This window comes from Streptomyces sp. NPDC088785 (assembly GCF_044750685.1).
Taxonomy (GTDB): domain Bacteria; phylum Actinomycetota; class Actinomycetes; order Streptomycetales; family Streptomycetaceae; genus Streptomyces.
On the sequence record NZ_JBIVKH010000005.1, the window covers coordinates 1 to 22,228 of the forward strand.

The window sequence follows — 22,228 nt, forward strand, 5'->3', positions numbered from 1 at the left end:
GCCCGTCGTCCCCCCCCCCGCGCCCGGGCGGGGGGGGCCGGCCGGGCCGGGGGCCGGGGGGGGGGGGCCCCCCCCGGGGGGGCCCCCCCCCGGGGCGGGGGGGGGGGGGGGGGGGGGGGGGCCCGGCCCCCCCCCCCCGCGACGGGTGCGCCGAACACGCCGTTCCGGAAGGGGACTTGTCGCACAGGACACCGGGTTACCGTGTGCCCTGCCCGATCCCCTCACCTGCCCCTCCGAACGCGACAGGGACACCCGATGAGCGACTCCGCACCGCCCCCGAGCACCTCCCCGGACGCCGGTCCCCCCGCGGACGCCGACACCGCCGCCCGCGTCCGCGACCGCATCGACGCCACGCGCCCCCACCCCGCCCGGGTCTACGACGCGCTCCTCGGGGGCCGCAACCACTACCCCGTCGACCGGGCCGCCGTCCTCACGTCCCTGGAGCACAACCCGCGCGGCTACCTCGACGTGCGGCACAACCGCGACTTCGTCCGGCGCGCGGTGCTGCACCTGACCCGCGAGGCGGGGCTGCGCCAGTTCCTCGACGTCGGCACCGGGCTGCCCACCGCGCCGAACGTGCACCAGATCGCCCAGTCCGTCGCGCCGGACACCCGGGTCGTGTACGTCGACCACGACCCGGTGGTCCTCGCGCACGCCCGCGCGCTGCTGACCGCCGGGCCCGAGGGGCGCACCGCCTACCTCGACGCCGACCTGCGCGATCCGCACGCCATCCTCTTCGGGGCCCGCGCCACCCTCGACATGGAGCGGCCCGTGGCGCTGGGTCTCGCGGCGATCCTGCACTTCCTGGAGTCCCCGGCGGCGGACGAGATCGTGGCGACGCTGCTCGACGCCCTGCCGTCCGGCAGCGCCGTGTTCCTGACCCACCTCACCCCGGACCTCAACCCGCGGACCCTGCTGCCCGCGCTGCGGGCGACGGGCCTGGACTTCACGCTCCGCACGCACGCGGAGGTCCTGCGCTTCCTCACCGACAACGGCCTGGAGCCCGTCGCCCCCGGCGTGGTCCCGGTGCACCGCTGGCACCCGGACGACACCTGGCACAGCACGGACCTCGAACCGGAGGACACGGCCGGCCAGGACGCCCTGGAGGTGGCCGCCCGGCGCGGCATCGGCGACGTGCGGGACGAGGACATCAACATCTACGGGGCGGTCGCCCTCAAACCGTGAGCCGGGCCAGGCCGCCGACCGGGAATGCGGGGCGCGCCCGCCCGGTTCGCACCCCTCGGAACATCTCCACACGCACGTCGATTCACGCACGTCGATTCACGCACGTCGGTTCACGCACGTCGATTCACGCACGTCGGTTCACGAAAAGGGAGCAGTGGATGAGTGACACGGGGGCTGTGGCGCAGGCCGGGGCCGCGGGGGACGCGAGCGTGCACGGCACGGTCGCGGACGGCTTCGACGAGATCCGTGCGGAGTTCGCGGCCGTCGTCGCCGCCGAAACGGCCGAGTCCGGGGCGCAGTTGGCCGTCCACCACGACGGGCGGCTCGTGGTGGACCTGTGGGCCGGCGCGGGGATGACGGCCACGACGCTCACCGGGATCTTCTCCAACAGCAAGGGAGCGGCCTACGTCACCGTGGCGCTGCTCGTCCAGGAGGGCGTCCTGGACCTGGACCGCCAAGTGGCCTCCTACTGGCCGGAGTTCTCCCCCGACGGCTCGGACCGGCTGACGCTGCGCGAGCTGCTCGCGCACCGCTCGGGACGGATCGGGGTGGACGGGGGCTTCACGCCCGAGGAGCTGGCGGACGACCGGCTGATCGCCGAACGGCTCGCCGGGCAGCGGCCGTTCTGGGAGCCGGGCACCGGGTACGGCTATCACGGGCTGGTGATCGGCGCGCTGGTCGGCGAGGTGGTGCGCCGGGCCACCGGGCGCACCCTCCAGGAGGTCTACGAGGAGCGGGTCCGCGCCCCGTACGGTCTCGATGTGTGGCTGGGCCTGCCGGAGGCGGAGGAGGCGCGGTTCGCGCCGGTGCGGCCGAGCCTGCCGACGCCGGAGCAGCAGGCGCTCATGGCCGCCCACGCGCCGGCCGCGGACAGTCTCCTGGCGGTGGCGTTCAACCGGGCGGGCGGCGCGGACTTCTCGCTCGCCGACTACGTCAACTCCCGTGCGGTGCGCGCCCTCGGGCCCGCCTCGGCCGGCGGCGTGGGCAGTGCGCGCGGGCTCTCCCGGCTGTACGCGGCCGCGCTCTGCGGGGTCGACGGGCGGCCCGCGCTGCTGAAGCCGGAGACGGTCGCCGAGTTCACCCGGCGCCACTGGACGGGGACCGATCTGGTGACGGGCGAGCGGGACCACTTCGCGCTCGGCTTCGAGACCCACGGGCTGCGCTACCCGCCGCTCGGCCCGGACGCGTTCGGCCACGCGGGGGCGGGCGGCTCGGAGGCGTTCGCCGATCCGGGCTCGGGCCTCGCCTACGGCTACACGCGGCGCCGCCTGGGCTTCCCCGTCGGCCCCGGCCCGGAGAACCAGCGGCTGGTGGCGGCCCTGATGCGGAGCCTGAAGGGCTGACGCGGGCGGATCGGGCAGGGCCCGGGTCCGGGGCCCGGGGTGCGGGCTCAGGGCCCAGGGCTCAGTGCTCAGGTCTCAGGTCTCAGGTGAGGTGCGGCCCGATCTCCGCGATCGCGGCCGGGCCGACCCGGCAGCAGCCGCCGATCAGCCGGGCGCCCCGGTCGCGCCAGCCGGTGACCCGCCGCCCCGAGAAGGACCCCTCCCCGGTCCAGCGGCGGGCCCGGGCGTCCCAGGTCTCGCCGCTGTTGGGGTAGACGACGACCGGCTTGCCGGTGATCCGCGCCGCCAGCGCGACCGCGTCGTCCACGTCCTCGGGGGCGCAGCAGTTCACCCCGACCGCGATGATCTCCGGGACGTCGGCGGCCGGCCCGAACGCCTCGTCGAGCGGCTGGCCCGCGCGGGTGCGGTCGCCGTCGATGCTGTACGAGAGCCAGGCCGGGACCCCGAGCCCGCGCACCGCCCGCAGGAGGGCGCGGGCCTCGTCGGCGTCGGGGACGGTCTCCAGGGCGAGGACGTCGGGCCGGGCCCCGGCGAGGACTTCGAGGCGGGGCCGGTGGAACCGCTCCAGCTCCGCGACGCTCAGCCCGTACCGTCCCCGGTACTCGGAGCCGTCGGCGAGCATCGCCCCGTACGGGCCCACGGACGCGGCCACCCACAACGGCCGCGCGGTGCGCGCCAGGCGCGCGGCCTCCCGGGCCGACTCCACGCTCAGGGCCATCAGTTCGGCGGCGCGCCGGTGGCCGATGCCGTGCCGCGCGAAGCCCTCGAAGGTGGCCTGGTAGCTCGCGGTGATGGCGACGTCGGCGCCCGCCTCGTAGTAGGCGCGGTGGGCCGCGACGATCGCCTCGGGCCGGTCGGCGAGCAGCCGCGCCGACCACAGTCCGTCCCCGAGGTCGTGCCCGGCGGCCTCCAGCTGGTTGGACAGGCCGCCGTCGAGGACGAGCACGTCGTCGCCGCGCAGGGCGGACGCCAGGGTGCCGGGGCCGTCGGGGAACGCGCTGGTGTTCATGTCCCTGACGCTACTGGCCGGAGGGTGACTCGTCGGCGAGCCGGTTGCTGCGGTCGATCTCCGGCATGTGGGTCTCGGCCCAGGCCCGCAGGGCGGAGAGCGGCTCTTCGAGGGACAGGCCGAGGGCGGTGAGCCGGTAGTGGACGGCGGGCGGCACGGTGGGTTCGACCCGGCGCGCGACCAGGCCGTCGCGGACCAGGCTCTGCAGGGTGACGGACAGCATCTTCTGCGAGATGCCGGGGACCCGGCGCCGCAGTTCGGCGAAGCGGAGCTCGTGCGGAGCCTCCTCGGCCAGCGTCTTGACCGCCAGGGACGTCCACTTGGTGCCGATCCGGTCGAGCAGCTGCCGGGCCGGGCAGCGCGGATCCAGCAGATCTCCCCGCTCGCCGGGCCGCGCGCCGGGTCCGCCGGGCTTCGATGCGGTCACTCGGGGCTCACCACCTGAAGGGAAAGTGCCGTCTTGGACGGACCAGGTTAGTTCCCTAGCGTGACCTGGTCACCCTTCCTCACCAACGGCCGGAGCCCTCCCATGCCCGAACTGCTGCGCGTCCCCGTCAACGGTGTCGAACTGAACGTCGCCGTCGCCGGATCGGGCCCCGCCGTCCTGCTGCTGCACGGCTTCCCGCACACCTGGGAGCTGTGGACGGACGTCATGGCCGACCTGGCCGGCCGCCACCGCGTCATCGCGCCGGACCTGCGCGGGTTCGGCGCGAGCGGTCCGGCCGCCTCCGGGTACGACGCGGGCACGCTGGCCGAGGACGCCGCGGCGCTCCTGCGCGCGCTCGGCGTGTCCTCGGCCGCGGTGGTGGGCATCGACGCGGGTGCCGCCCCGGCCTTCCTCCTCGCCCTGCGGCGCCCCGGACCCGTCCGGCGCCTGGTCGTCATGGAGTCCCTCCTGGGCACGCTGCCCGGCGCCGGGGACCTCTTCGCCGGCGGGCCGCCCTGGTGGTTCGGCTTCCACGCCGCGCCCGGCCTCGCCGAGACCGTGCTGGAGGGGCACGAGGCCGAGTACGTCGACTGGTTCCTGCGCGCCGGCACGCTCGGCGACGGGGTGCGGCCCGCCCTCCGGGACGCCTTCGTCCGCGCGTACACCGGCCGCCCGGCGCTGAGCCGCGCGTTCTCGTACTACCGGGCACTGCCCGAGAGCGCGGTGCAGATCGAGCGCGCGGTCGCCGCCGCCCGCCTGACGGTGCCGACGATGGCCCTGGGCGCCCGGCCGGTCGGTGCCGCGCTGGAACGCCAGCTGCGCCCGGTCACCGACGATCTCACCGGGCACGTCATCGAGGACTGCGGCCACATCATTCCGCTGCACCGCCCGCGCGCCCTGCTCACGCTGCTGCGCCCGTTCCTGGGCGTGGACGCCGCCTGACCGGGACCGCTGCCGAATGCCGACTGTCGACTCTCGGCGGGCGCCCCGGACGGGGTCCGTTTCGTACAAGACCGTGGCGCACCGGCCGCCTACGGTGAGACGCATGACCGACATCAGCATGCGCATGGACGCCATCGGCGTCGCCACCTCCGATCTGCCCGCGTCCCTCGCCTTCTACCGCCTCCTCGGCCTGGCGTTCCCCGACGGCGCCGAGGAGCAGCCGCACGTGGAGACGGAACTTGCGGGCGGGATCCGCCTGATGTTCGACCCGGTCGAGGACGCCGCTGACCAGGGCCGCGGCCGGATCGCGCTGGCCTTCCACTGCGGCGACGCGGCCGGGGTCGACACGGCGTACGAGCGGGTGACGGCGGCCGGGCACCGGGGCGAGAGCAAGCCGTTCGACGCGCCCTGGGGGCAGCGGTACGCGGTGGTGCTCGACCCGGACGGCAATCAGATCGACCTGTTCGCGTAGCGGACCCACCCCGCGCACCACCCCCGCACGCCGGACTCCGGACTCAGACGAGTCGGCTCAGGGTCAGGCCCGTCAACTCCTTCACGTCGCGGGAGAGATGGGCCTGATCGGTGTAGCCCGCGCGGACGGCCGTCTCGGCGAAGGGGACGCCCGCACGGGCCAGCGCGAGGGCACGCTGGAGGCGCAGGACGCGGGCGAGCGTCTTGGGGCCGTAGCCGAACGCCGCCAGGGAGCGGCGGTGCAGGTGCCGGGGCCCGAGACCGGTCAGCCGTGCCGTCCGCGCGACGCTCGCGCCCGAGCCCAGCGCGGTGACGATCCCGGCGAGCACGGGATCGGGTGGCGCCGCCGCCGTCACGAGCCGCCGGGCGACGGCCTCCAGCGCGGCGGCGGGGTCGGCGGCGGCGCCGATCCGTTCGGTGAGGCGGCGCACCCGCGCGGACGGCCACAGCTCGTCGAGCGCGACCGCGCGGTCACGCAGCTCGTGCGCCGGGACACCCAGCCAGGCGGGCGCCGTGCCGGGGGCGAACCGCACGCCCGCGTACCGCGTGACGGCCGCCGGGGCGGGACGGTGGGCCCGGGTGTCGGGGCCCGCGACGCGCAGCTCCCCCGGCCCGTCCGCCAGCCACAGCAGGTCGATGCAGCCGTCGGGCAGCACGGGCCCGGCCGGGCCCCGCGCGGGATCGAGCGTGCGCGTCCACAGCACCGCGCCCGACAGCCGGGCCGCCCGCTCGGTGTACGCGCCGTCGCCACCGGGCGCCTCCCCGCCCGTCACGAGCGGTGCTCCCGGGAGTCGGCGATCCGCGCCGCCCGCCGCGTCCCCGGCAGCCCTGCGAAGACGTCCATCCCGCCAGCCTAGACGGGCGCGGGCGCGGGTGCGGGTGAGCGTGGTGCGGGGCTCCCGGCGCCGGTGCGTCAGGGGGCCGGGGCGTCCCCGTCGTCCGGCGGGGACTCCCCCCGGCGCGTGTGCGAGGTCCGCAGCCGCGACGTCACGTCCTCCGGCGGCAGGAACTTCGACCAGCGCTCGGGGAACTCGGACGGCATGTCCGGGTCCCCGAGCCCGTCGTCGGCGTCGTCGGTATCGTCCGGGTCGCCGGTGGTGTCCGGGGCGAAGGGGCCCGGCCACACCGGACCGTCCCGGCGTCCGGCGGCCACCCGGCGTTCGTTCTCGGCCCGCGCCGCCGCCGTGGCCACGGACGGCCACACCCGGTCGATCGCCGCGTTCACGGCGGCCCCCACCAGCACGGCGAACGCCGAGACGCCGATCCACAGCAGCACGGCGACCGGCGCCGCGAGCGAACCGTAGATCGTCGGGCCCTCGATGGTGTTCGTGAGATACAGGCGGAGCAGGAAGCTGCCCGGAATCCACATCGCGAGCGCCACCAGCGCCCCCGGCACGTCCTCGATCCAGGGCGAGCGCACCGGCACGGACACGTGGTAGAGCGTCGTGAGGAAGGCGATGGACAGCACGAGCACGACCGGCCAGTAGAGGACCTGCACCAACGTCTCCGACCACGGCACGAGCGCGATCACGGCGTCCGGTCCGGCGATCATCAGCGGCAGCGCGACCGATCCGACGACGAGCCCCACGAGGAACAGCAGGAAGGCGAGCAGCCGGGTCCTGACGATGCCGCGCACGCCGTCGAGCCCGTACATCACCGTCACCGTGTCCACGAACGTGGAGACCGCGCGCGAGCCCGACCACAGCGAGATGAGGAAGCCGATGGAGATGACGTCGGGTCGGCCGCCCTTGAGGACGTCGTCCAGGATCGGTTCGGCGATCTCCTTCACGCCTTGGTCGGAGAGGACCGTGCGCGAGGCCTCCAGGATGTTGTCCCGGACGCCCTCGATGGTGTTGGCGCCGGTCCACGCGTCGACGTACGCGAGCAGGCCGACCAGTGACAGCAGCAGCGGCGGCACCGACAGCAGCGTGAAGAACGCGGCCTCGGCGGCGAGGCCCAGGATGCGGTACTCCATGCAGGAGTTGACGGTGTCCTTGAGGAGCAGCCACGCGGTCCTGCGTTTGGAGACGTTCTGGTAGAGCACGCGCGCGCGGTGGAGTCGGCCCTGCCGCTGGGGGGATTCACTTGCTGGCTGCACGCCCTAAAGGTATCCGCCGCGGGCGACCTCACCCATCCCCGGTGGCACGGGGTGGCCCGGGTAGGTTTCGGCCCATGGCAGGCAGCACGCACACCGTCGGGGCCCAGGCCCCGCCCGCGACGGGGCACGACCTCTTCACCACCGACCGGCCGCTGGCGGAGGGAGTGGCCCGGCACCTCGCGCCGGAGCTCCTGGCCGAGGCGCGCGCCGAGCTGGCGCTGCTCGGCCGCACCGCGGGCTCGGCGCAGGTCCGGGAGTGGGGGCGGCTCGCGGACGCCCACCCGCCGGTGCTGCGCACCCACGGCCGCGACGGCCGCCGGATCGACGAGGTGGAGTGCCATCCGTCCTTGCACCACCTGCTGGGCGCGGGGGTCGCGGCCGGACTCACCTCGGCCTGGACCCGGCCCGGCGGCCATGTGCGGCGGGCCGCGGCGTTCCTCGTCTGGTCGCAGGTCGAGGGCGGGCGGCTGTCCCCGCTGTCGATGACGCACGCGGCGGTGCCCGCGCTGCGCGCGCAGCCGGAGCTCGCCGCGGTCTGGGAGCCGCTGCTCACCTCCGGTGCGTACGACGCCGGGGCGGGGCCCGCGGCGGGCAGGGCTGGGGCTCTGGTCGGCAGGGGGATGCCGCAGGGGCGGGGCGGCGGCGACGGCCCGGCGGACGCCGTGCGGGCCCGCGCCCTGGGCGACGGCGGGTACGTGCTGGCCGGCCGGCAGTGGTGGTGCGGCGCGCCGGTGGCGGACGGGTTCCTGGTGCTCGCGCAGGCGCCCGGCGGCCCGACGTGCTTCCTGGTGCCGAGGGTCCTGGCGGACGGCGGGCGCAACGGGCTCGCGTTCCAGCGGCTGGAGGACGCCCCGGGCGGCCGCTCCCTGCCGTCGGCCGAGGTCGAGTTCGACGGGACCCGGGCGCTGCGGGTCGGCGACGAGGGCCGCGGCCCGCACACGGTGGGCGGCCTGGTCGCCGCGTCCCGGCTCGACCAGGTGCTGGGTGCGGCGGGTCTGATGCGGCTGGCGGTGGCGCGGGCGGTGCACCACGGCGCGTACCGGGAGGCGGCCGGCGGCGGGCGGCTGCCCGACGGGCCGCTGGCGGAGAACGTCCTGGCCGATCTGGCGCTGGAGTCGGAGGCGGCGACGACGCTGGCGCTGCGGCTCGCGGCGGCGTACGACGCGCCGGATCCGGCGGAGCGCGACATGCTGCGGCTCGCGGTGCCCGCCGCCGCGTACTGGGTGACCGGGCGGTGCGCCCCGCTGCTGGCCGAGGCCCGCGACTGCCTGGGCGGCGCCGGCGGTGCGCAGCAGCCGGGGATGCCCCGGCTGCCGCACGACGCGGCGCCGACCCCGGCCGGGCCGGGGTCGGGGAACCGGCGGGCGCTTGACGTGCTGCGGGTGCTGCGCGGGGAGCCGGGCGCGTTCCACGCGTTCCTGGTGGAGATCGGCCGGGCGCGCGGCGCCGACCACCGGCTGGACGCGGCGGTGAAGGCGCTGCTGACCGAGCTGGGCGACCTGGACGGCATCGAGGCGCGGGCCCGCCGGCTCACCGAGCGGATCGCGCTCGTCCTCCAGGGCTCGCTGCTCGTCCGGTTCGCGCCCCCGGAGGTCGCGGACCTGTTCTGCGCGACGCGGCTGGGCGGGGACGGCGGCGCCGCGTTCGGCACCCTGCCGCACACCCTCGATCTGGGGGCGCTGGTGGAGCGGGCGCGGCCGGTGTGAGCCGCCCGCACCGGTGGTACGGGGATGGCGCCGCGCCGACACGGCACCATCCCCGCCTTTCAGAGGCCCCGTCAGGAGCTTGAGCGCCGCCGGGGCGGCGTTGCTCCCAGTTTCAGCTGCCGCACGGCTGTTCGCCAGGGTTGCAGGGGGTTGCAACGTTCCTTCTGACGTCCGACCCTGGCCGTGGTTCGGAGGACGCACGACGGCGTGGGTCCTCCGCAGACCGTCCGCGGACCGAGGGCTCAGGCATGAACAACGACTCCACGATCGATCTGGCGCGTCTGGCGGCGATGGACGTGACGCTCGCGTCGCGCCTGCTGGAGGGCGTGCGGGACGCGACGCTCGCCGGGCAGCGGCCACGGGTGCGGCCCCGGCCGGTCATCGGTGAGTCCTGGCGGCGGATGCTGCGGGACGGCGTCGATCCGGACCGTGACGTGCGCCGGGGGCTGCTGAGCGCCGACGAGGTCGAGGAGCTGCGGCACTCCTCGCCGCTGGCGCCGGTGCTGCCGGTGCTGCGGGAGGCGCTGGTGGCGGTGGCCGGGGCGGCGCGGCACATCATGGTGATCAGTGACGCGGACGGGCGGATCCTGTGGCGGGAGGGGCATCCGGCGGTGCTGCGCAAGGGCGACCGGCTCGGCTTCGAGGTGGGCGCGCACTGGGCGGAGCACGTCGTCGGCACGAACGGGGTGGGGACGCCGCTGGTGACGCGCCGCCCCGTGCAGGTGTTCTCGGCCGAGCACTTCGTCCGCTCGCACCTCTCGTGGACGTGCGCGGGGGCACCGATCAAGGACCCGCGCGACGGCCGGCTGCTCGGGGTCGTGGACGTCAGCGGCCCGCTGGCGACGATGCATCCGGCGACTCTGTCCTGGGTGACCTCGGTGGCGCAGCTCGCCGAGGCCCGGCTGCGCGAGCGGCACGTCGCGGGCCTGGAGCGGCTGCGGTCGGTGGCCGCGCCGCTGCTGGCCCGGATGGGCGGCCGGGCGCTCGCCGTCGACCCGTACGGCTGGCCGGCCGCCGTGACCGGGATGCCGCTGCCGGAGCGGGTGGCGCTGCCCAAACAGCTGGCGGAGGGCCGCTGCTGGATGCCGTCGCTGGGCGCCTGCCAGGTGACGCCGCTGGCGGGCGGCTGGCTGCTGGTGCTCGCGGACGACGCCCCGCGGCAGCCGACCGCGACCCGGATCCTGCTCGACCTGAGCCGTCCGCGCCGCCCGGCGCTGCACGTGACGGGCAGCGCGGCCTCCTGGGTGCACGAACTGAGCCCGCGGCACGCCGAGTTGCTGTACCTGCTGGCCCGGCAGCCGGGGGGCCGCACGGCAGCGGGCCTGGCCGACGACCTGTTCGGCGACCCCGGGCGCACGGTGACGGTGCGCGCGGAGATGTCGCGGGTCCGGCGCTATCTGGGCGGGCTGCTGGCCCATCGCCCGTACCGCTTCCAGGACGACGTGGAGGTGGCGGCGGTGCTGCCCGACGACCCGCTGGACCTGCTGCCGCACTCGACGGCCCCCGCGGTCGTCAGGGCGCGGGCCGCCGCGCCGTGAGCCCGCGGGGCCGCCGCAGCGGCCTTGGCCGGAACGCGCCGGCCGTGATCCGATGACCGCATGAGCAGCAGTGAAACCAGCGACCGCGCCACCGTCCGGGTCACCACCTGGTCCCTGGAGCAGACCGCCCCGTCCGACCTGCGGCCGGTGCCGCCGCCCGGCGGCGACACCGTCCGTGTCGTGCGCGCCGAGGTGCCCTCCCCGGAGTTCAGCCGCTTCCTGTACGCGTCCGTGGGCGGCGACATCCGGTGGGTCGACCGGCTCGGCTGGACGTACGCGCGGTGGCAGGAGCAGCTCGCCCGGCCGGGGAGCGAGACCTGGGTCGCGTACGAGCGGGGGACCCCCGCCGGGTACGTGGAGCTCCAGGCGCAGGACGAGGGCGTCGTGGAGATCGTCTACTTCGGGCTGATCCCGGCCTTCCGGGGGCGGCGGATCGGCGGGCACCTGCTGTCGTACGGGATCGCGCGGGCCTGGGACCTCGCCGAGCGGTGGCCGGAGCGGACCCCGACGAAGCGGGTGTGGCTGCACACGTGCAGCCTCGACGGCGAGCACGCCATGGCGAACTACCAGCGGCGCGGGTTCCGGCTGTTCAGGACCGAGGTCGCCGACGAACCGGACGTGAGCGCTGCGGGGCCCTGGCCGGGCGCCGACCGGTGACGGTCGATCACCCATTTCCCGGCAATCCGGACGGCCCGCGCCACCCTTGACGTGACCAGGACCACACCCGTCCGCCATGTGGGACACATACGTCCACATGGCGGACGATGGTGGACCGGGCCCAAAGTCCCGTGACACGCTTCCGTCATGTCTACAGCTGGAATCGCCTTGGTGAGTCGGCGGCACGTCGACTTCGGCCGCATGTCCAGCGCCATCTGTCCGGCGCGCTGAGAGAACCAGCACCGCCGACTCCCCGCTCCACCGATCTCCCCGCGCACCGCCGCGCCTTGCGCGAAGTGTGCGGGTCAGAGCCGCCCAGAGCCCTGCCTGAAGGACGTTATCCATGGCTGCCACCCCCGAAAACCCCACCCCGGCCGCGCCGCGCCGCAAGGTGAGCCGTCACCGCGGCGAGGGCCAGTGGGCCGTGGGCCACTTCACGCCGCTCAACGGCAACGAGCAGTTCAAGAAGGACGACGACGGTCTCAATGTGCGGACACGCATCGAGACGATCTACAGCAAGCGCGGCTTCGCCTCCATCGACCCCAACGACCTGCGCGGACGCATGCGCTGGTGGGGTCTGTACACCCAGCGCCGGCCCGGCATCGACGGCGGCAAGACCGCCGTACTGGAGCCGGAGGAGCTGGACGACGAGTACTTCATGCTGCGCGTGCGCATCGACGGCGGGCGGCTGACCACCGAGCAGCTGCGCGTCGTCGGCGAGATCTCGCAGGAGTTCGCGCGCGGCACCGCCGACATCACCGACCGGCAGAACATCCAGTACCACTGGATCCGGATCGAGGACGTGCCGGAGATCTGGAACCGGCTGGAGGCCGTCGGCCTGTCGACGACCGAGGCCTGCGGCGACACGCCCCGCGTCATCCTCGGCTCGCCGGTCGCCGGGATCGCCGAGGACGAGATCATCGACGGCACGCCCGCCATCGAGGAGATCCAGCGCCGCTTCATCGGCAACCCCGACTTCTCCAACCTGCCGCGCAAGTTCAAGTCCGCGATCTCCGGCTCGCCGCAGCTGGACGTGGCGCACGAGATCAACGACATCGCGTTCGTCGGCGTCGAGCACCCCGAGCACGGGCCCGGCTTCGACCTCTGGGTGGGCGGCGGCCTGTCCACCAACCCCAAGCTGGGCCAGCGGCTCGGCGCGTGGGTGCCGCTCGACGAGGTCCCGGACGTGTACGGCGGCGTCATCGGCATCTTCCGTGACTACGGCTACCGGCGGCTGCGCACCCGCGCCCGCCTGAAGTTCCTGCTCGCCGACTGGGGCACGGAGAAGTTCCGGCAGATCCTGGAGGACGAGTACCTCCACCGCAGGCTGACCGACGGGCCCGCCCCGCGGCAGCCCGCCGGCACCTGGCGCGATCACCTCGGCGTGCACCGGCAGAAGGACGGCCGCTTCTACGTCGGGTTCGCGCCGCGCGTCGGCCGGGTGGACGGGACGACCCTGACGAAGATCGCCGAGGTCGCCGCCGCCCACGGCTCCGGCCGGCTGCGCACCACCGCCGAGCAGAAGATGATCGTGCTCGACGTCGCGCAGGAGCAGGTCCCCTCGCTGGTGGCGGCGCTGGAGGCGCTGGACCTCAAGGTCGAGGCCTCGCCGTTCCGGCGCGGCACCATGGCCTGCACCGGCATCGAGTTCTGCAAGCTCGCCATCGTCGAGACCAAGGCCCGCGGCGCCTCCCTCATCGACGAACTGGAGCGCCGCATCCCGGACTTCGACGAGCCGATCACCATCAACCTCAACGGCTGCCCCAACGCCTGCGCCCGCATCCAGGTCGCGGACATCGGCCTCAAGGGCCAGCTGATGCTCGACCAGAACGGCGAGCAGGTCGAGGGCTACCAGGTGCACCTCGGCGGCGCGCTCGGCCTGGAGGCCGGGTTCGGCCGCAAGGTGCGCGGCCTGAAGGTGACCGCGAACGAACTGCCCGACTACGTCGAGCGGGTCCTCAAGCGCTTCCAGGCGGAGCGCGAGAGCGGCGAGCGCTTCGCCACCTGGGCGGGCCGCGCGTCCGAGGAGGCCCTGTCGTGAGCGAGCGCGCGGCCCCCTTCTACTGCCCCTACTGCGGCGACGAGGATCTCCGCCCCCACCCCGAGGGACACGGCGCGTGGGAATGCGCGGCGTGCAACCGGGCCTTCCAGTTGAAGTTCCTCGGGCTGCTGTCCCGAGGACTTCAGCGCAACGACGGTGGAGGGGAACAGATATGACCACGTCTCAGATCTCGTCGCACACCGAAGAGCCGCACACCGAAGAGCCGCACACCGAAGAGCTGCACACCGAAGAGCCGGGTACCGCGGGGCTGGGCGACGAAGAGGTGCGGGCGCTCGCCGAGCGGGCCGGGCGCGAGCTGGAGGACGCCTCCGCCACGGAGATCCTCCGGTGGGCGGGCGACACCTTCGGCAAGCGGTTCTGCGTGACCTCGTCCATGGAGGACGCGGTCGTCGCCCACCTCGCCTCGCGCGTCCTGCCGGGCGTGGACGTCGTCTTCCTCGACACGGGCTACCACTTCGAGGAGACCATCGGCACCCGGGACGCCGTCGAGGCCGTGATGGACGTCAACGTCATCACCCTGACGCCCCGCCGGACCGTCGCCGAGCAGGACGCCGAGTTCGGCCCGCGCCTGTACGAGCGCGACCCCGACCTGTGCTGCGCGATGCGCAAGGTCGAGCCGCTGGCGCAGGGGCTGACCGGATACGCCGCCTGGGCCACCGGGCTGCGCCGCGACGAGTCCCCCACCCGCGCGAACACACCGGTCGTCGGCTGGGACGAGAAGCGCCGCAAGGTGAAGGTCTCGCCGATCGCCCGCTGGACGCAGGACGACGTCGACGCCTACGTCACCGAGCACGGAGTGCTCACCAACCCGCTCCTGACGGACGGTTACGGCTCCGTGGGCTGCGCCCCGTGCACCCGCCGCCTCGTGGCGGGCGAGGACGCGCGCGCCGGGCGCTGGGCCGGGCGCACGAAGACCGAGTGCGGGCTCCACGGCTGACCCCCATGAACGCACCCCAGACTTTGGAGAAGCAAGTGACCGGAGCCACGATCTGGCTCACGGGTCTGCCGAGCGCCGGCAAGACCACCATCGCGTACGAGCTGGCCGAGACGCTGCGCGCCGAGGGCCGGCGGGTCGAGGTGCTGGACGGCGACGAGATCCGCGAGTTCCTCTCGGCGGGCCTCGGCTTCAGCCGTGCGGACCGCCACACGAACGTGCGGCGCATCGGCTTCCTGGCCGAACTCCTCGCCCGCAACGGCGTGTTGGCGCTCGTCCCGGTCATCGCCCCGTACGCGGACAGCCGTGAGGCGGTGCGCAAGCGCCACCAGGCGGGCGGCACCGCCTATGTGGAGGTGCACGTGGCGACGCCGGTCGACGTGTGCTCCGTACGCGACGTGAAGGGCCTGTACGCCAAGCAGGCCGCCGGTGAGCTGACGGGTCTCACCGGGGTGGACGACCCCTACGAGGCACCCGAATCGCCCGACCTGCGCATCGAGTCGCAGAACCAGACCGTGCAGGAGTCCGCGGCCGCCGTGCGCGCGCTGCTCACCGAGAGGGGTCTCGCCGCATGACGTTCGCACCCACGTCCTCCGTCTCCGAGGGATCCGGCGCCGAAGGGTCCGGCGGGGCCGACAGCCCGTACGCGCTGAGCCACCTGGACGCGCTGGAGTCCGAGGCCGTCCACATCTTCCGCGAGGTGGCGGGGGAGTTCGAGAAGCCGGTGATCCTGTTCTCCGGCGGCAAGGACTCCATCGTCATGCTGCACCTGGCGCTCAAGGCGTTCGCCCCGGCACCCGTGCCGTTCTCCCTGCTGCACGTCGACACCGGGCACAACTTCCCCGAGGTGATCGACTACCGCGACCGCACGGTCCGGCGGCACGGCCTGCGCCTGCACGTCGCCTCCGTGCAGGAGTACATCGACCGCGGCGCCCTCAGGGAACGCCCCGACGGCACCCGCAACCCGCTCCAGACGGTCCCCCTCACCGAGAAGATCCAGAGCGAGCGCTTCGACGCCGTCTTCGGCGGCGGCCGCCGCGACGAGGAGAAGGCCCGCGCCAAGGAGCGCGTCTTCTCGCTGCGCGACGAGTTCTCCCAGTGGGACCCGCGCCGCCAGCGCCCCGAGCTGTGGCAGCTCTACAACGGCCGCCACGCCCCCGGCGAACACGTCCGCGTCTTCCCGCTGTCGAACTGGACCGAGCTCGACGTGTGGCAGTACATCGCCCGCGAGAACATCGAACTCCCCGACATCTACTACGCGCACGAGCGTCCCGTCTTCAGCCGCAACGGGATGTGGCTGACGGCCGGCGAGTGGGGCGGCCCCAAGGACGGCGAGACGGTCGAGACGCGGCTGATCCGCTATCGCACGGTCGGCGACATGTCCTGCACCGGCGCCGTCGACTCCGACGCCACGACCATCGAGAAGGTCATCGCCGAGATCGCCGCCTCCCGGCTCACCGAACGGGGTGCCACCCGCGCCGATGACAAGATGTCCGAGGCCGCGATGGAAGACCGCAAGCGCGAAGGGTACTTCTAGAGATGAGCACCACCCCCGCTGTTGAAGAGCTGGCCGGTCTGTCCGCCACCACCCTGCTGCGGTTCGCCACGGCCGGCTCGGTCGACGACGGCAAGTCCACGCTCGTCGGGCGGCTCCTGCACGACTCCAAGTCGGTCCTCGTCGACCAGCTGGAGGCCGTCGAGCACGCCTCGCGTTCGCGCGGCGCCGCCGAGCCGGACCTCGCGCTGCTCACCGACGGGCTGCGGGCCGAGCGCGAGCAGGGCATCACCATCGACGTCGCGTACCGCTACTTCGCCACGCCCCGCCGCCGGTTCATCCTCGCCGACACCCCGGGCCACGTGCAGTACACGCGCAACATGGTCACCGGCGCGTCCACCGCCGACCTGGCCGTGGTCCTGGTCGACGCGCGCAACGGCGTCATCGAGCAGACCCGCCGGCACGCCGCCGTCGCCGCGCTGCTGCGCGTCCCGCACGTCGTGCTCGCCGTGAACAAGATGGACCTCGTGGACTACGAGGAGCGGGTCTTCGCGCGGATCGCCGAGGAGTTCACCGCGTACGCCGGCGAGCTGGGCGTGCCGGAGATCACCGCCATCCCGATCTCGGCGCTCGCCGGGGACAACGTCGTGGAGCCGTCCGCCCACATGGACTGGTACGGCGGCCCCACCGTCCTCGAACACCTGGAGACGGTGCCGGTCAGCCACGATCTGACGGGGTGCCACGCGCGGCTGCCCGTGCAGTACGTGATCCGCCCGCAGACCGCCGAGCACCCCGACTACCGCGGCTACGCGGGCCAGATCGCCGCCGGCACCTTCCGCGTCGGCGAGCCGGTGACGGTCCTGCCCTCCGGGCGCACCTCGAAGGTCGCGGGCATCGATCTGCTGGGCACCCCGGTCGACGTGGCGTGGACGCCGCAGTCGGTCACCCTCCTGCTGGAGGACGACATCGACATCTCGCGCGGCGACCTGATCGTGCCGAGCCACGACGCGCCCGCCACCTCGCAGGACGTCGAGGCGACCGTGTGCCACGTCGCCGACACCCCGCTCGTCGTCGGCCAGCGGGTGCTGCTCAAGCACACCACCCGCACGGTGAAGGCGATCGTCAAGGAGATCCCGTCGCGGCTCACCCTCGACGACCTCTCCCAGCACCCCTCCCCCGGGCGGCTCGTCGCCAACGACATCGGCCGGGTGAAGGTACGGCTCGCCGAGGCGCTCGCCATCGACACGTACGCGGACTCGCGGCGCACCGGGTCGTTCCTCCTGATCGACCCGGCGGACGGCACCACGCTGGCCGCCGGCATGGCCGGAGAGTCGTTCGCGACCGCCGAGGCCACCCACTCTGTTGCGGACGAAGACGGTTGGGACTTCTGATCACCATGATCTCCATCGATTACTACGGCACGTTCGCCAAGGAGGGCGGCCGCGTCGGCAGCGGCTCCCTCGGCAGCGGACAGGGCGGGGTCGCGCGATGTGCGTGAAGACGTACGCGCACCGCTTGCGCGCCCACACCCCCCGCACCCTCAGCACCACGTCCCGCGTCCGGCCCGTCCGGCGAAGACGAAGACCTGCCGACGTCCCGGCCACGCCCTGAGGCGTGACCCGCCGGGCCTACGAGAGGAAAACCTCCCGTGCCTGCCAGCCGCTCCACCCTCGCGCGACGCTCCTTGATGGCCGTCGCCGCCCTGCCGCTCCTCGCGCTCGCCGCGACGGCGTGCAGCTACGGCTCGAAAGCCGATGACAGCTCCAAGGAGAAGGTCGCCGCCAAGGGCAAGGCGCTCTCCGCCGACTCCGTCAAGATCGGCTACTTCGGGAACCTGACCCACGGCACGGCTCTCGTGGGCAACCAGAAGGGCTTCTTCCAGAAGGAGCTGAAGGGCACGAAGGCCTCCTACCAGGTCTTCAACGCCGGCCCCTCGGAGATCGAGGCGCTGAACGCCGGGTCCATCGACATCGGCTGGATCGGCCCCTCCCCCTCGATCAACGGCTACACCAAGTCCAAGGGCACGTCGCTGCGCATCATCGGCGGCAGCGCCTCCGGCGGTGTGAAGCTCGTGGTCGACCCGAAGAAGATCAAGTCCCTCGACGACGTCAAGGGCAAGAAGATCGCCACCCCGCAGCTCGGCAACACCCAGGACGTCGCGTTCCTGAACTGGGTCGCCGAGAAGGGCTGGAAGGTCGACGCGAACTCCGGCAAGGGCGATGTCTCCGTCGTCCGCACGGACAACAAGATCACCCCGGACGCCTTCAAGTCCGGTTCCATCGACGGTGGCTGGGTGCCGGAGCCGACCGCGTCCAAGCTGGTCGCCGAGGGCGGCAAGGTGCTGCTCGACGAGTCCGACCTGTGGCCCGACAAGAAGTTCGTGATCACGAACATCATCGTGTCGCAGAAGTTCCTCAAGGCGCACCCGGACGTCGTCGAGGCCGTGCTGCGCGGTTCGGTGAAGACCAACAAGTGGATCAACGCCAACCCGGACGCGGCGAAGGCGGCCGCGAACAAGCAGCTGGAGGCCGACTCCGGCAAGGCGCTCCCGGCGGACGTGCTCGACCCGGCGTGGAAGTCCATCGAGTTCACCGACGACCCGCTGGCGTCGACCCTCGACAGCGAGGCCGCCCACGCGGTCAAGGCGGGTCTGCTGGAGAAGCCCGACCTCAAGGGCATCTACGACCTGGCGCCGCTGAACAAGGTCCTCAAGGCCGAGGGTGCCGGCGCGGTCGACGACGCCGGTCTCGGCAGCAAGTAACCGTCCAGTCCCACCGAGTTCCCAGGAGGTGACGACCATGGCGACCACCCTCGCCACCACGGCGGCCGGCTCCGCCGTCGGCACGGGCGGCACGGCGGCCCGTATCGAGCACGTATCGAAATCCTTCGGCACACCGGCCGGGCCCCAGCTCGTCCTGGACGACATCAGCCTCGATGTCGCGCCGGGCGAGTTCGTCACCCTCCTGGGAGCCTCGGGCTGCGGCAAGTCGACGCTGCTCAACCTGGTCGCGGGGCTCGACGCCCCGTCGGCCGGCTCCATCACGACGGACGGGCGGCCCGCCCTGATGTTCCAGGAGCACGCCCTCTTCCCGTGGCTGACCGCGGGCAAGAACATCGAACTCGCCCTGAAACTGCGGGGCGTGGCCAAGTCCGAGCGGCGCACCCGCGCCGAGGAGCTGCTCACGCTGGTGCGCCTCCAGGACGCGTACGGCAAGCGCGTCCACGAGCTGTCCGGCGGCATGCGCCAGCGCGTGGCGCTGGCGCGGGCGCTCGCGCAGGACGCCCGGCTGCTGCTGATGGACGAGCCGTTCGCCGCGCTCGACGCCATCACCCGTGACGTCCTGCACGGCGAGCTGACCCGGATCTGGAAGGAGACGGAGGTCTCCGTCCTGTTCGTCACCCACAACGTCCGCGAGGCGGTGCGGCTCGCCCAGCGCGTCGTGCTGCTGTCGTCGCGGCCCGGCCGGGTCGCCCACGAGTGGACCGTCGACATCGAGCAGCCGCGCCGCATCGAGGACACGGCCGTGGCGGAGCTCTCCGTCGAGATCACCGAACAACTCCGGGGGGAGATCCGCCGCCATGGCAAGGACTGAACCGACCGCCCTCGTCGACCAGAAGGACGGGAACGACGCGAGCGGCACCACCGGCGGGACGGGCGCACCCGCCGACAGCGTCCGCACGGACGACCTCGCCGGGCTCGAAGCGGGCCTGGACGCGCTGGAGACGGTGCACGCGGGGCGCACGCCGTTCTCGAAGACGTTCCGCGAGAAGATCCTGCCGCCGCTGACCGCCGTGGTCGTCGTCCTGGTGGTCTGGCAGGCACTGATCTCCTTCAAGATCGTCGATGATCCGACGAAGCTGCCCGCGCCCGGCGACGTGTGGGCCGAGCTGCGCGACGCCTGGCTCAAGGGCGATCTGCTCGGCTACATCTGGACGAGCGTGTCGCGCGGCCTGCTCGGCTTCCTCTTCGCGCTCGCCATCGGCACCCCGCTCGGGCTGCTGGTGGCCCGGGTGAAGTTCGTGCGCGCGGCGATCGGGCCGATCCTGTCGGGCCTCCAGTCGCTGCCGTCGGTGGCCTGGGTGCCGCCCGCCGTGCTCTGGCTCGGCCTGGACAACTCGATGATGTATGCGGTGATCCTGCTGGGCGCGGTCCCCTCGATCGCCAACGGACTGGTGTCCGGCGTCGACCAGGTGCCGCCGCTGTTCCTGCGGGCGGGCCGCACCCTCGGCGCGACCGGCGTGCGCGGGCTGTGGCACGTGGTGCTGCCGGCGTCACTGCCCGGGTATCTCGCGGGGCTCAAGCAGGGCTGGGCGTTCTCCTGGCGCTCGCTGATGGCGGCGGAGATCATCGCGTCGTCGCCGGACCTCGGCGTGGGTCTCGGCCAGCTCCTGGAGAACGGCCGCAACGCCTCCTCCATGCCGATGGTCTTCCTCGCGATCTTCCTCATCCTGATCGTCGGTATCGTCATCGACCTGCTGATCTTCAGCCCGCTGGAGCGTCGTGTGCTGCGCGGCCGCGGCCTCCTCGTCAAGAACTGAGCGACCTCTCATGCACCACTGCGCCGGCTCCCCCGTCCTGCTGGTCATCGCCCACGGCAGCCGCGATCCGCGGCACGCCGCGACCGTGCACGCCCTGGTGCGCGAGGTGCGGGCGCGGCGGCCGGGGGTGCGGGTGGAGACCGCGTTCCTGGACTTCGACGTCCCGTCGGTGGGCGGGGTGCTCGCGTCCCTGGCGGCGGAGGGCGTCCGCGACGTGGTCGCCCTCCCGCTGCTGCTCACCCGCGCCTTCCACGCGAAGGCCGACATCCCGGCGGTGCTGCGGGAGGCGCCGCCGGGCCTGCGCGTGCGTCAGGCCGCCGTCCTCGGCCCGTCGCCGCTGCTGGTGTCGGCCCTGGAACGGCGGCTGTACGAGGCCGGGCTCGACCCGGCCGACAGGCCCAGGACCGGGGTCGTGCTGGCCTCGGCGGGCTCCAGTGACCCGGAGGCGATCGCAGTGATCGCAGATATCGCGCGGGAGTGGCGGCACACCGGTTGGTGCGCCGTGCGGCCTGCTTTCGCCTCCGCATCTCTGCCGCGCACGGAGGACGCCGTGCGCGCGCTGCGCGACCTGGGCTGCGAGCGCGTCGCCGTGGCTCCTTACGTGCTGGCGCCCGGCCGGCTCCCGGACCGGATCGTGGCGGGCGCCGCCGGTGCGGACGTGGTGGGCGGGGTGCTCGGCCCGGCGCCCGAGGTGGCGCGGCTGCTGCTGCGCCGCTACGACGACGCGGCCGCGGCCGTACGGGAGTTGCTGGCCGTCGGCGCCTGAGCGGCCGGGTCAGGACGCGGGGCCGTCCGGCCCGCACAGCCGCTCCCCGAGGTCGCTGCGCCCGTACCGGACGCTGCGTCCGCCGCGGGTGCGGGTCAGCAGTCCGGCGTCGTAGAGGATCGACAGGTGCTGGCTGACGGCGCCGGGCGTGACGGCGAGGCGGTGGGCCAGTTCGGTCGTGGAGGCGGGTTCCGCGAGCAGCCGCAGGAGCCGGGCGCGGGCCGCGCCCAGCAGCCGGGTCAGGGCCTCGCCCGAGGCGGGCGGCGCGGTCTCGGAGATCGTGGCGCGACCGCGCGCGGGGTAGCTGAGCAGTGGGGGGAGTCCGGGGTCGATCATGGTGTGGGCGCCGTGCGCGAACAGGGTCGGCACGAGGACGAGTCCGCGGCCGCCGATGGGGATGTCGGCCTTCGGCCAGGGGAGATAGCCGTGGCTGTTGGTCTGGACGAGGGTGAGGACCGCGCCGTCCCACGACAGGCGCGGGTCGAGGCCGGTGAACAGGCCGCCCACCCCCTCCTCCGCGAGCACCTTGCCGCGATGGGTGAGGTCGGCCTCCAGGACGGACTGCACGCGCGGCCACCAGTCGGCGGCGAGGCAGGCGTGCCAGTAGGACTCCAGCGCGTCGGCGATGCGGTGGCGGAACGCGGCCGGGTCGGCGAGCCCGGCGCGCAGCACGGGCGGCAGCCGGTCGGCCGTGGTGTCGTACGCGGAGGTGAATCCGGGTGCGAGAAGGTGCGGCGGCACCCGGCGCAGCGCGTCGAGCTGCCGGGCGAGCGCGGGGCGGGGCCGGTCGGGGCGCGGGGTGAGGAAGTCCGGGATCCACAGGTGCGGGGCGATGAGCGCGCCGAGGAGTTCGGTGTCCTGGCGGCGGAAGGCGGGCCCGAGGCGGCGCAGCCAGGGCCGCTGGTGCGGGTAGCGCGCGGGTTCCCGCCAGGCGCGCAGCGAGTACACGGCCTCCTGGAGCGGCGAGTAGGCGAACGACGTGCGGGCCAGGTCGCCCATGACGAAGCGGAACTCGATCACGGACGGCGTCCCTCTTCCGGTCGTCCTTTTAGCCCC

Annotated in this window: 22 protein-coding genes; 17 read left to right on the forward strand and 5 right to left on the reverse strand. The window is 73.9% G+C overall.

From position 1 onward, the window contains the following. Window positions 1–255: 255 nt before the first annotated feature. Together ACIP5K_RS17140 and ACIP5K_RS17145 are read left to right on the forward strand one after the other, a co-directional pair. Window positions 256–1,185, forward strand: coding sequence for an SAM-dependent methyltransferase (locus ACIP5K_RS17140; protein WP_401410244.1), 930 nt, complete (start codon window positions 256–258; stop codon window positions 1,183–1,185). 158 nt (window positions 1,186–1,343) lie between these two features. Continuing rightward, window positions 1,344–2,528: a serine hydrolase domain-containing protein gene (locus tag ACIP5K_RS17145; protein WP_401410246.1), complete on the forward strand. Its 1,185-nt coding sequence runs from the start codon at window positions 1,344–1,346 to the stop codon at window positions 2,526–2,528. Window positions 2,529–2,610: 82 nt separating this feature from the next. On the opposite strand, the gene mmuM is transcribed toward ACIP5K_RS17145, so the two are convergent. Next, complete coding sequence (gene mmuM, locus ACIP5K_RS17150) at window positions 2,611–3,537, reverse strand: homocysteine S-methyltransferase (protein WP_401410248.1); 927 nt, start codon at window positions 3,535–3,537, stop codon at window positions 2,611–2,613. A gap of 10 nt (window positions 3,538–3,547) precedes the next feature. Further along, complete coding sequence (locus ACIP5K_RS17155; RefSeq protein WP_401410250.1) at window positions 3,548–3,964, reverse strand: winged helix-turn-helix transcriptional regulator; 417 nt, start codon at window positions 3,962–3,964, stop codon at window positions 3,548–3,550. 102 nt (window positions 3,965–4,066) lie between these two features. Here ACIP5K_RS17155 and ACIP5K_RS17160 point away from each other — a divergent pair, with 102 nt between their 5' ends. Together ACIP5K_RS17160 and ACIP5K_RS17165 are read left to right on the forward strand one after the other, a co-directional pair. After that, window positions 4,067–4,906 carry an alpha/beta fold hydrolase gene (locus ACIP5K_RS17160; protein WP_401410252.1) on the forward strand — a complete coding sequence of 280 codons (840 nt, stop codon included), beginning with the start codon at window positions 4,067–4,069 and terminating at the stop codon, window positions 4,904–4,906. Window positions 4,907–5,009: 103 nt separating this feature from the next. Then, complete coding sequence (locus tag ACIP5K_RS17165; protein ID WP_401410254.1) at window positions 5,010–5,378, forward strand: VOC family protein; 369 nt, start codon at window positions 5,010–5,012, stop codon at window positions 5,376–5,378. Between the two features lie 43 nt (window positions 5,379–5,421). Here the strand turns inward: ACIP5K_RS17165 and ACIP5K_RS17170 are convergent, their stop codons facing one another. Further along, on the reverse strand, window positions 5,422–6,150 hold the full coding sequence (locus ACIP5K_RS17170) for a helix-turn-helix domain-containing protein (RefSeq protein WP_401410256.1): 729 nt from the start codon (window positions 6,148–6,150) through the stop codon (window positions 5,422–5,424). Between the two features lie 140 nt (window positions 6,151–6,290). Beyond that, the gene (locus ACIP5K_RS17175) at window positions 6,291–7,475 is read right to left on the reverse strand and encodes a YihY/virulence factor BrkB family protein (RefSeq protein ID WP_401410258.1); all 1,185 of its coding nucleotides are present in this window, start codon (window positions 7,473–7,475) and stop codon (window positions 6,291–6,293) included. A gap of 74 nt (window positions 7,476–7,549) precedes the next feature. Here ACIP5K_RS17175 and ACIP5K_RS17180 point away from each other — a divergent pair, with 74 nt between their 5' ends. The 13 genes from ACIP5K_RS17180 (at window position 7,550) to ACIP5K_RS17240 (ending at window position 21,172) form a co-directional block, all read left to right on the forward strand. Beyond that, the gene (locus tag ACIP5K_RS17180) at window positions 7,550–9,181 is read left to right on the forward strand and encodes an acyl-CoA dehydrogenase family protein (RefSeq protein ID WP_401410260.1); all 1,632 of its coding nucleotides are present in this window, start codon (window positions 7,550–7,552) and stop codon (window positions 9,179–9,181) included. Between the two features lie 248 nt (window positions 9,182–9,429). Then, the gene (locus tag ACIP5K_RS17185; protein WP_401410262.1) at window positions 9,430–10,719 is read left to right on the forward strand and encodes a GAF domain-containing protein; all 1,290 of its coding nucleotides are present in this window, start codon (window positions 9,430–9,432) and stop codon (window positions 10,717–10,719) included. A gap of 60 nt (window positions 10,720–10,779) precedes the next feature. Next, the gene (locus tag ACIP5K_RS17190) at window positions 10,780–11,376 is read left to right on the forward strand and encodes a GNAT family N-acetyltransferase (RefSeq protein ID WP_401410264.1); all 597 of its coding nucleotides are present in this window, start codon (window positions 10,780–10,782) and stop codon (window positions 11,374–11,376) included. A gap of 343 nt (window positions 11,377–11,719) precedes the next feature. After that, on the forward strand, window positions 11,720–13,417 hold the full coding sequence (locus ACIP5K_RS17195) for a nitrite/sulfite reductase (RefSeq protein ID WP_401410266.1): 1,698 nt from the start codon (window positions 11,720–11,722) through the stop codon (window positions 13,415–13,417). Then, window positions 13,414–13,593, forward strand: coding sequence for a hypothetical protein (locus tag ACIP5K_RS17200; RefSeq protein WP_401410268.1), 180 nt, complete (start codon window positions 13,414–13,416; stop codon window positions 13,591–13,593). Before ACIP5K_RS17195 ends, ACIP5K_RS17200 begins: the two co-directional genes overlap by 4 nt. Next, window positions 13,590–14,375 carry a phosphoadenylyl-sulfate reductase gene (locus tag ACIP5K_RS17205; RefSeq protein ID WP_401410270.1) on the forward strand — a complete coding sequence of 262 codons (786 nt, stop codon included), beginning with the start codon at window positions 13,590–13,592 and terminating at the stop codon, window positions 14,373–14,375. Before ACIP5K_RS17200 ends, ACIP5K_RS17205 begins: the two co-directional genes overlap by 4 nt. Before the next feature lie 5 nt (window positions 14,376–14,380). After that, window positions 14,381–14,947, forward strand: coding sequence for an adenylyl-sulfate kinase (gene cysC, locus ACIP5K_RS17210; protein WP_401410272.1), 567 nt, complete (start codon window positions 14,381–14,383; stop codon window positions 14,945–14,947). Next, the gene (gene cysD / locus ACIP5K_RS17215; RefSeq protein WP_401410274.1) at window positions 14,944–15,909 is read left to right on the forward strand and encodes a sulfate adenylyltransferase subunit CysD; all 966 of its coding nucleotides are present in this window, start codon (window positions 14,944–14,946) and stop codon (window positions 15,907–15,909) included. The genes cysC and cysD overlap by 4 nt, the downstream gene beginning before the upstream one ends. Before the next feature lie 2 nt (window positions 15,910–15,911). Then, complete coding sequence (locus ACIP5K_RS17220) at window positions 15,912–17,258, forward strand: sulfate adenylyltransferase subunit 1 (protein WP_401410276.1); 1,347 nt, start codon at window positions 15,912–15,914, stop codon at window positions 17,256–17,258. Between the two features lie 257 nt (window positions 17,259–17,515). Then, window positions 17,516–18,628 (forward strand): ABC transporter substrate-binding protein, encoded by a 1,113-nt coding sequence (locus ACIP5K_RS17225; RefSeq protein WP_401410278.1) that lies wholly within the window; start codon window positions 17,516–17,518, stop codon window positions 18,626–18,628. Window positions 18,629–18,665: 37 nt separating this feature from the next. After that, on the forward strand, window positions 18,666–19,460 hold the full coding sequence (locus ACIP5K_RS17230) for an ABC transporter ATP-binding protein (RefSeq protein ID WP_401410280.1): 795 nt from the start codon (window positions 18,666–18,668) through the stop codon (window positions 19,458–19,460). Continuing rightward, window positions 19,447–20,406, forward strand: a complete 960-nt coding sequence (locus tag ACIP5K_RS17235) for an ABC transporter permease (RefSeq protein WP_401410282.1) — start codon at window positions 19,447–19,449, stop codon at window positions 20,404–20,406. The genes ACIP5K_RS17230 and ACIP5K_RS17235 overlap by 14 nt, the downstream gene beginning before the upstream one ends. Window positions 20,407–20,416: 10 nt before the next feature. Continuing rightward, the gene (locus tag ACIP5K_RS17240; protein ID WP_401410284.1) at window positions 20,417–21,172 is read left to right on the forward strand and encodes a sirohydrochlorin chelatase; all 756 of its coding nucleotides are present in this window, start codon (window positions 20,417–20,419) and stop codon (window positions 21,170–21,172) included. 9 nt (window positions 21,173–21,181) lie between these two features. Here the strand turns inward: ACIP5K_RS17240 and ACIP5K_RS17245 are convergent, their stop codons facing one another. After that, the gene (locus tag ACIP5K_RS17245) at window positions 21,182–22,192 is read right to left on the reverse strand and encodes a DUF5937 family protein (protein WP_401410286.1); all 1,011 of its coding nucleotides are present in this window, start codon (window positions 22,190–22,192) and stop codon (window positions 21,182–21,184) included. Between the last annotated feature and the right edge of the window lie 36 nt (window positions 22,193–22,228).

Excerpts from the sequence above, each read along its gene's own strand:
- ACIP5K_RS17165 (WP_401410254.1), top strand. The coding sequence starts at position 5,010 with ATGACCGACATCAGCATGCGCATGGACGCCATCGGCGTCGCCACCTCC.
- ACIP5K_RS17140 (WP_401410244.1), top strand. The coding sequence starts at position 256 with ATGAGCGACTCCGCACCGCCCCCGAGCACCTCCCCGGACGCCGGTCCC.
- ACIP5K_RS17160 (WP_401410252.1), top strand. The coding sequence starts at position 4,067 with ATGCCCGAACTGCTGCGCGTCCCCGTCAACGGTGTCGAACTGAACGTC.
- cysD (WP_401410274.1), top strand. The coding sequence starts at position 14,944 with ATGACGTTCGCACCCACGTCCTCCGTCTCCGAGGGATCCGGCGCCGAA.
- ACIP5K_RS17220 (WP_401410276.1), top strand. The coding sequence starts at position 15,912 with ATGAGCACCACCCCCGCTGTTGAAGAGCTGGCCGGTCTGTCCGCCACC.
- ACIP5K_RS17235 (WP_401410282.1), top strand. The coding sequence starts at position 19,447 with ATGGCAAGGACTGAACCGACCGCCCTCGTCGACCAGAAGGACGGGAAC.
- mmuM (WP_401410248.1), bottom strand. The coding sequence starts at position 3,537 with ATGAACACCAGCGCGTTCCCCGACGGCCCCGGCACCCTGGCGTCCGCC.
- ACIP5K_RS17190 (WP_401410264.1), top strand. The coding sequence starts at position 10,780 with ATGAGCAGCAGTGAAACCAGCGACCGCGCCACCGTCCGGGTCACCACC.
- ACIP5K_RS17205 (WP_401410270.1), top strand. The coding sequence starts at position 13,590 with ATGACCACGTCTCAGATCTCGTCGCACACCGAAGAGCCGCACACCGAA.
- ACIP5K_RS17145 (WP_401410246.1), top strand. The coding sequence starts at position 1,344 with ATGAGTGACACGGGGGCTGTGGCGCAGGCCGGGGCCGCGGGGGACGCG.
- cysC (WP_401410272.1), top strand. The coding sequence starts at position 14,381 with ATGAACGCACCCCAGACTTTGGAGAAGCAAGTGACCGGAGCCACGATC.
- ACIP5K_RS17185 (WP_401410262.1), top strand. The coding sequence starts at position 9,430 with ATGAACAACGACTCCACGATCGATCTGGCGCGTCTGGCGGCGATGGAC.
- ACIP5K_RS17240 (WP_401410284.1), top strand. The coding sequence starts at position 20,417 with ATGCACCACTGCGCCGGCTCCCCCGTCCTGCTGGTCATCGCCCACGGC.
- ACIP5K_RS17230 (WP_401410280.1), top strand. The coding sequence starts at position 18,666 with ATGGCGACCACCCTCGCCACCACGGCGGCCGGCTCCGCCGTCGGCACG.
- ACIP5K_RS17195 (WP_401410266.1), top strand. The coding sequence starts at position 11,720 with ATGGCTGCCACCCCCGAAAACCCCACCCCGGCCGCGCCGCGCCGCAAG.
- ACIP5K_RS17180 (WP_401410260.1), top strand. The coding sequence starts at position 7,550 with ATGGCAGGCAGCACGCACACCGTCGGGGCCCAGGCCCCGCCCGCGACG.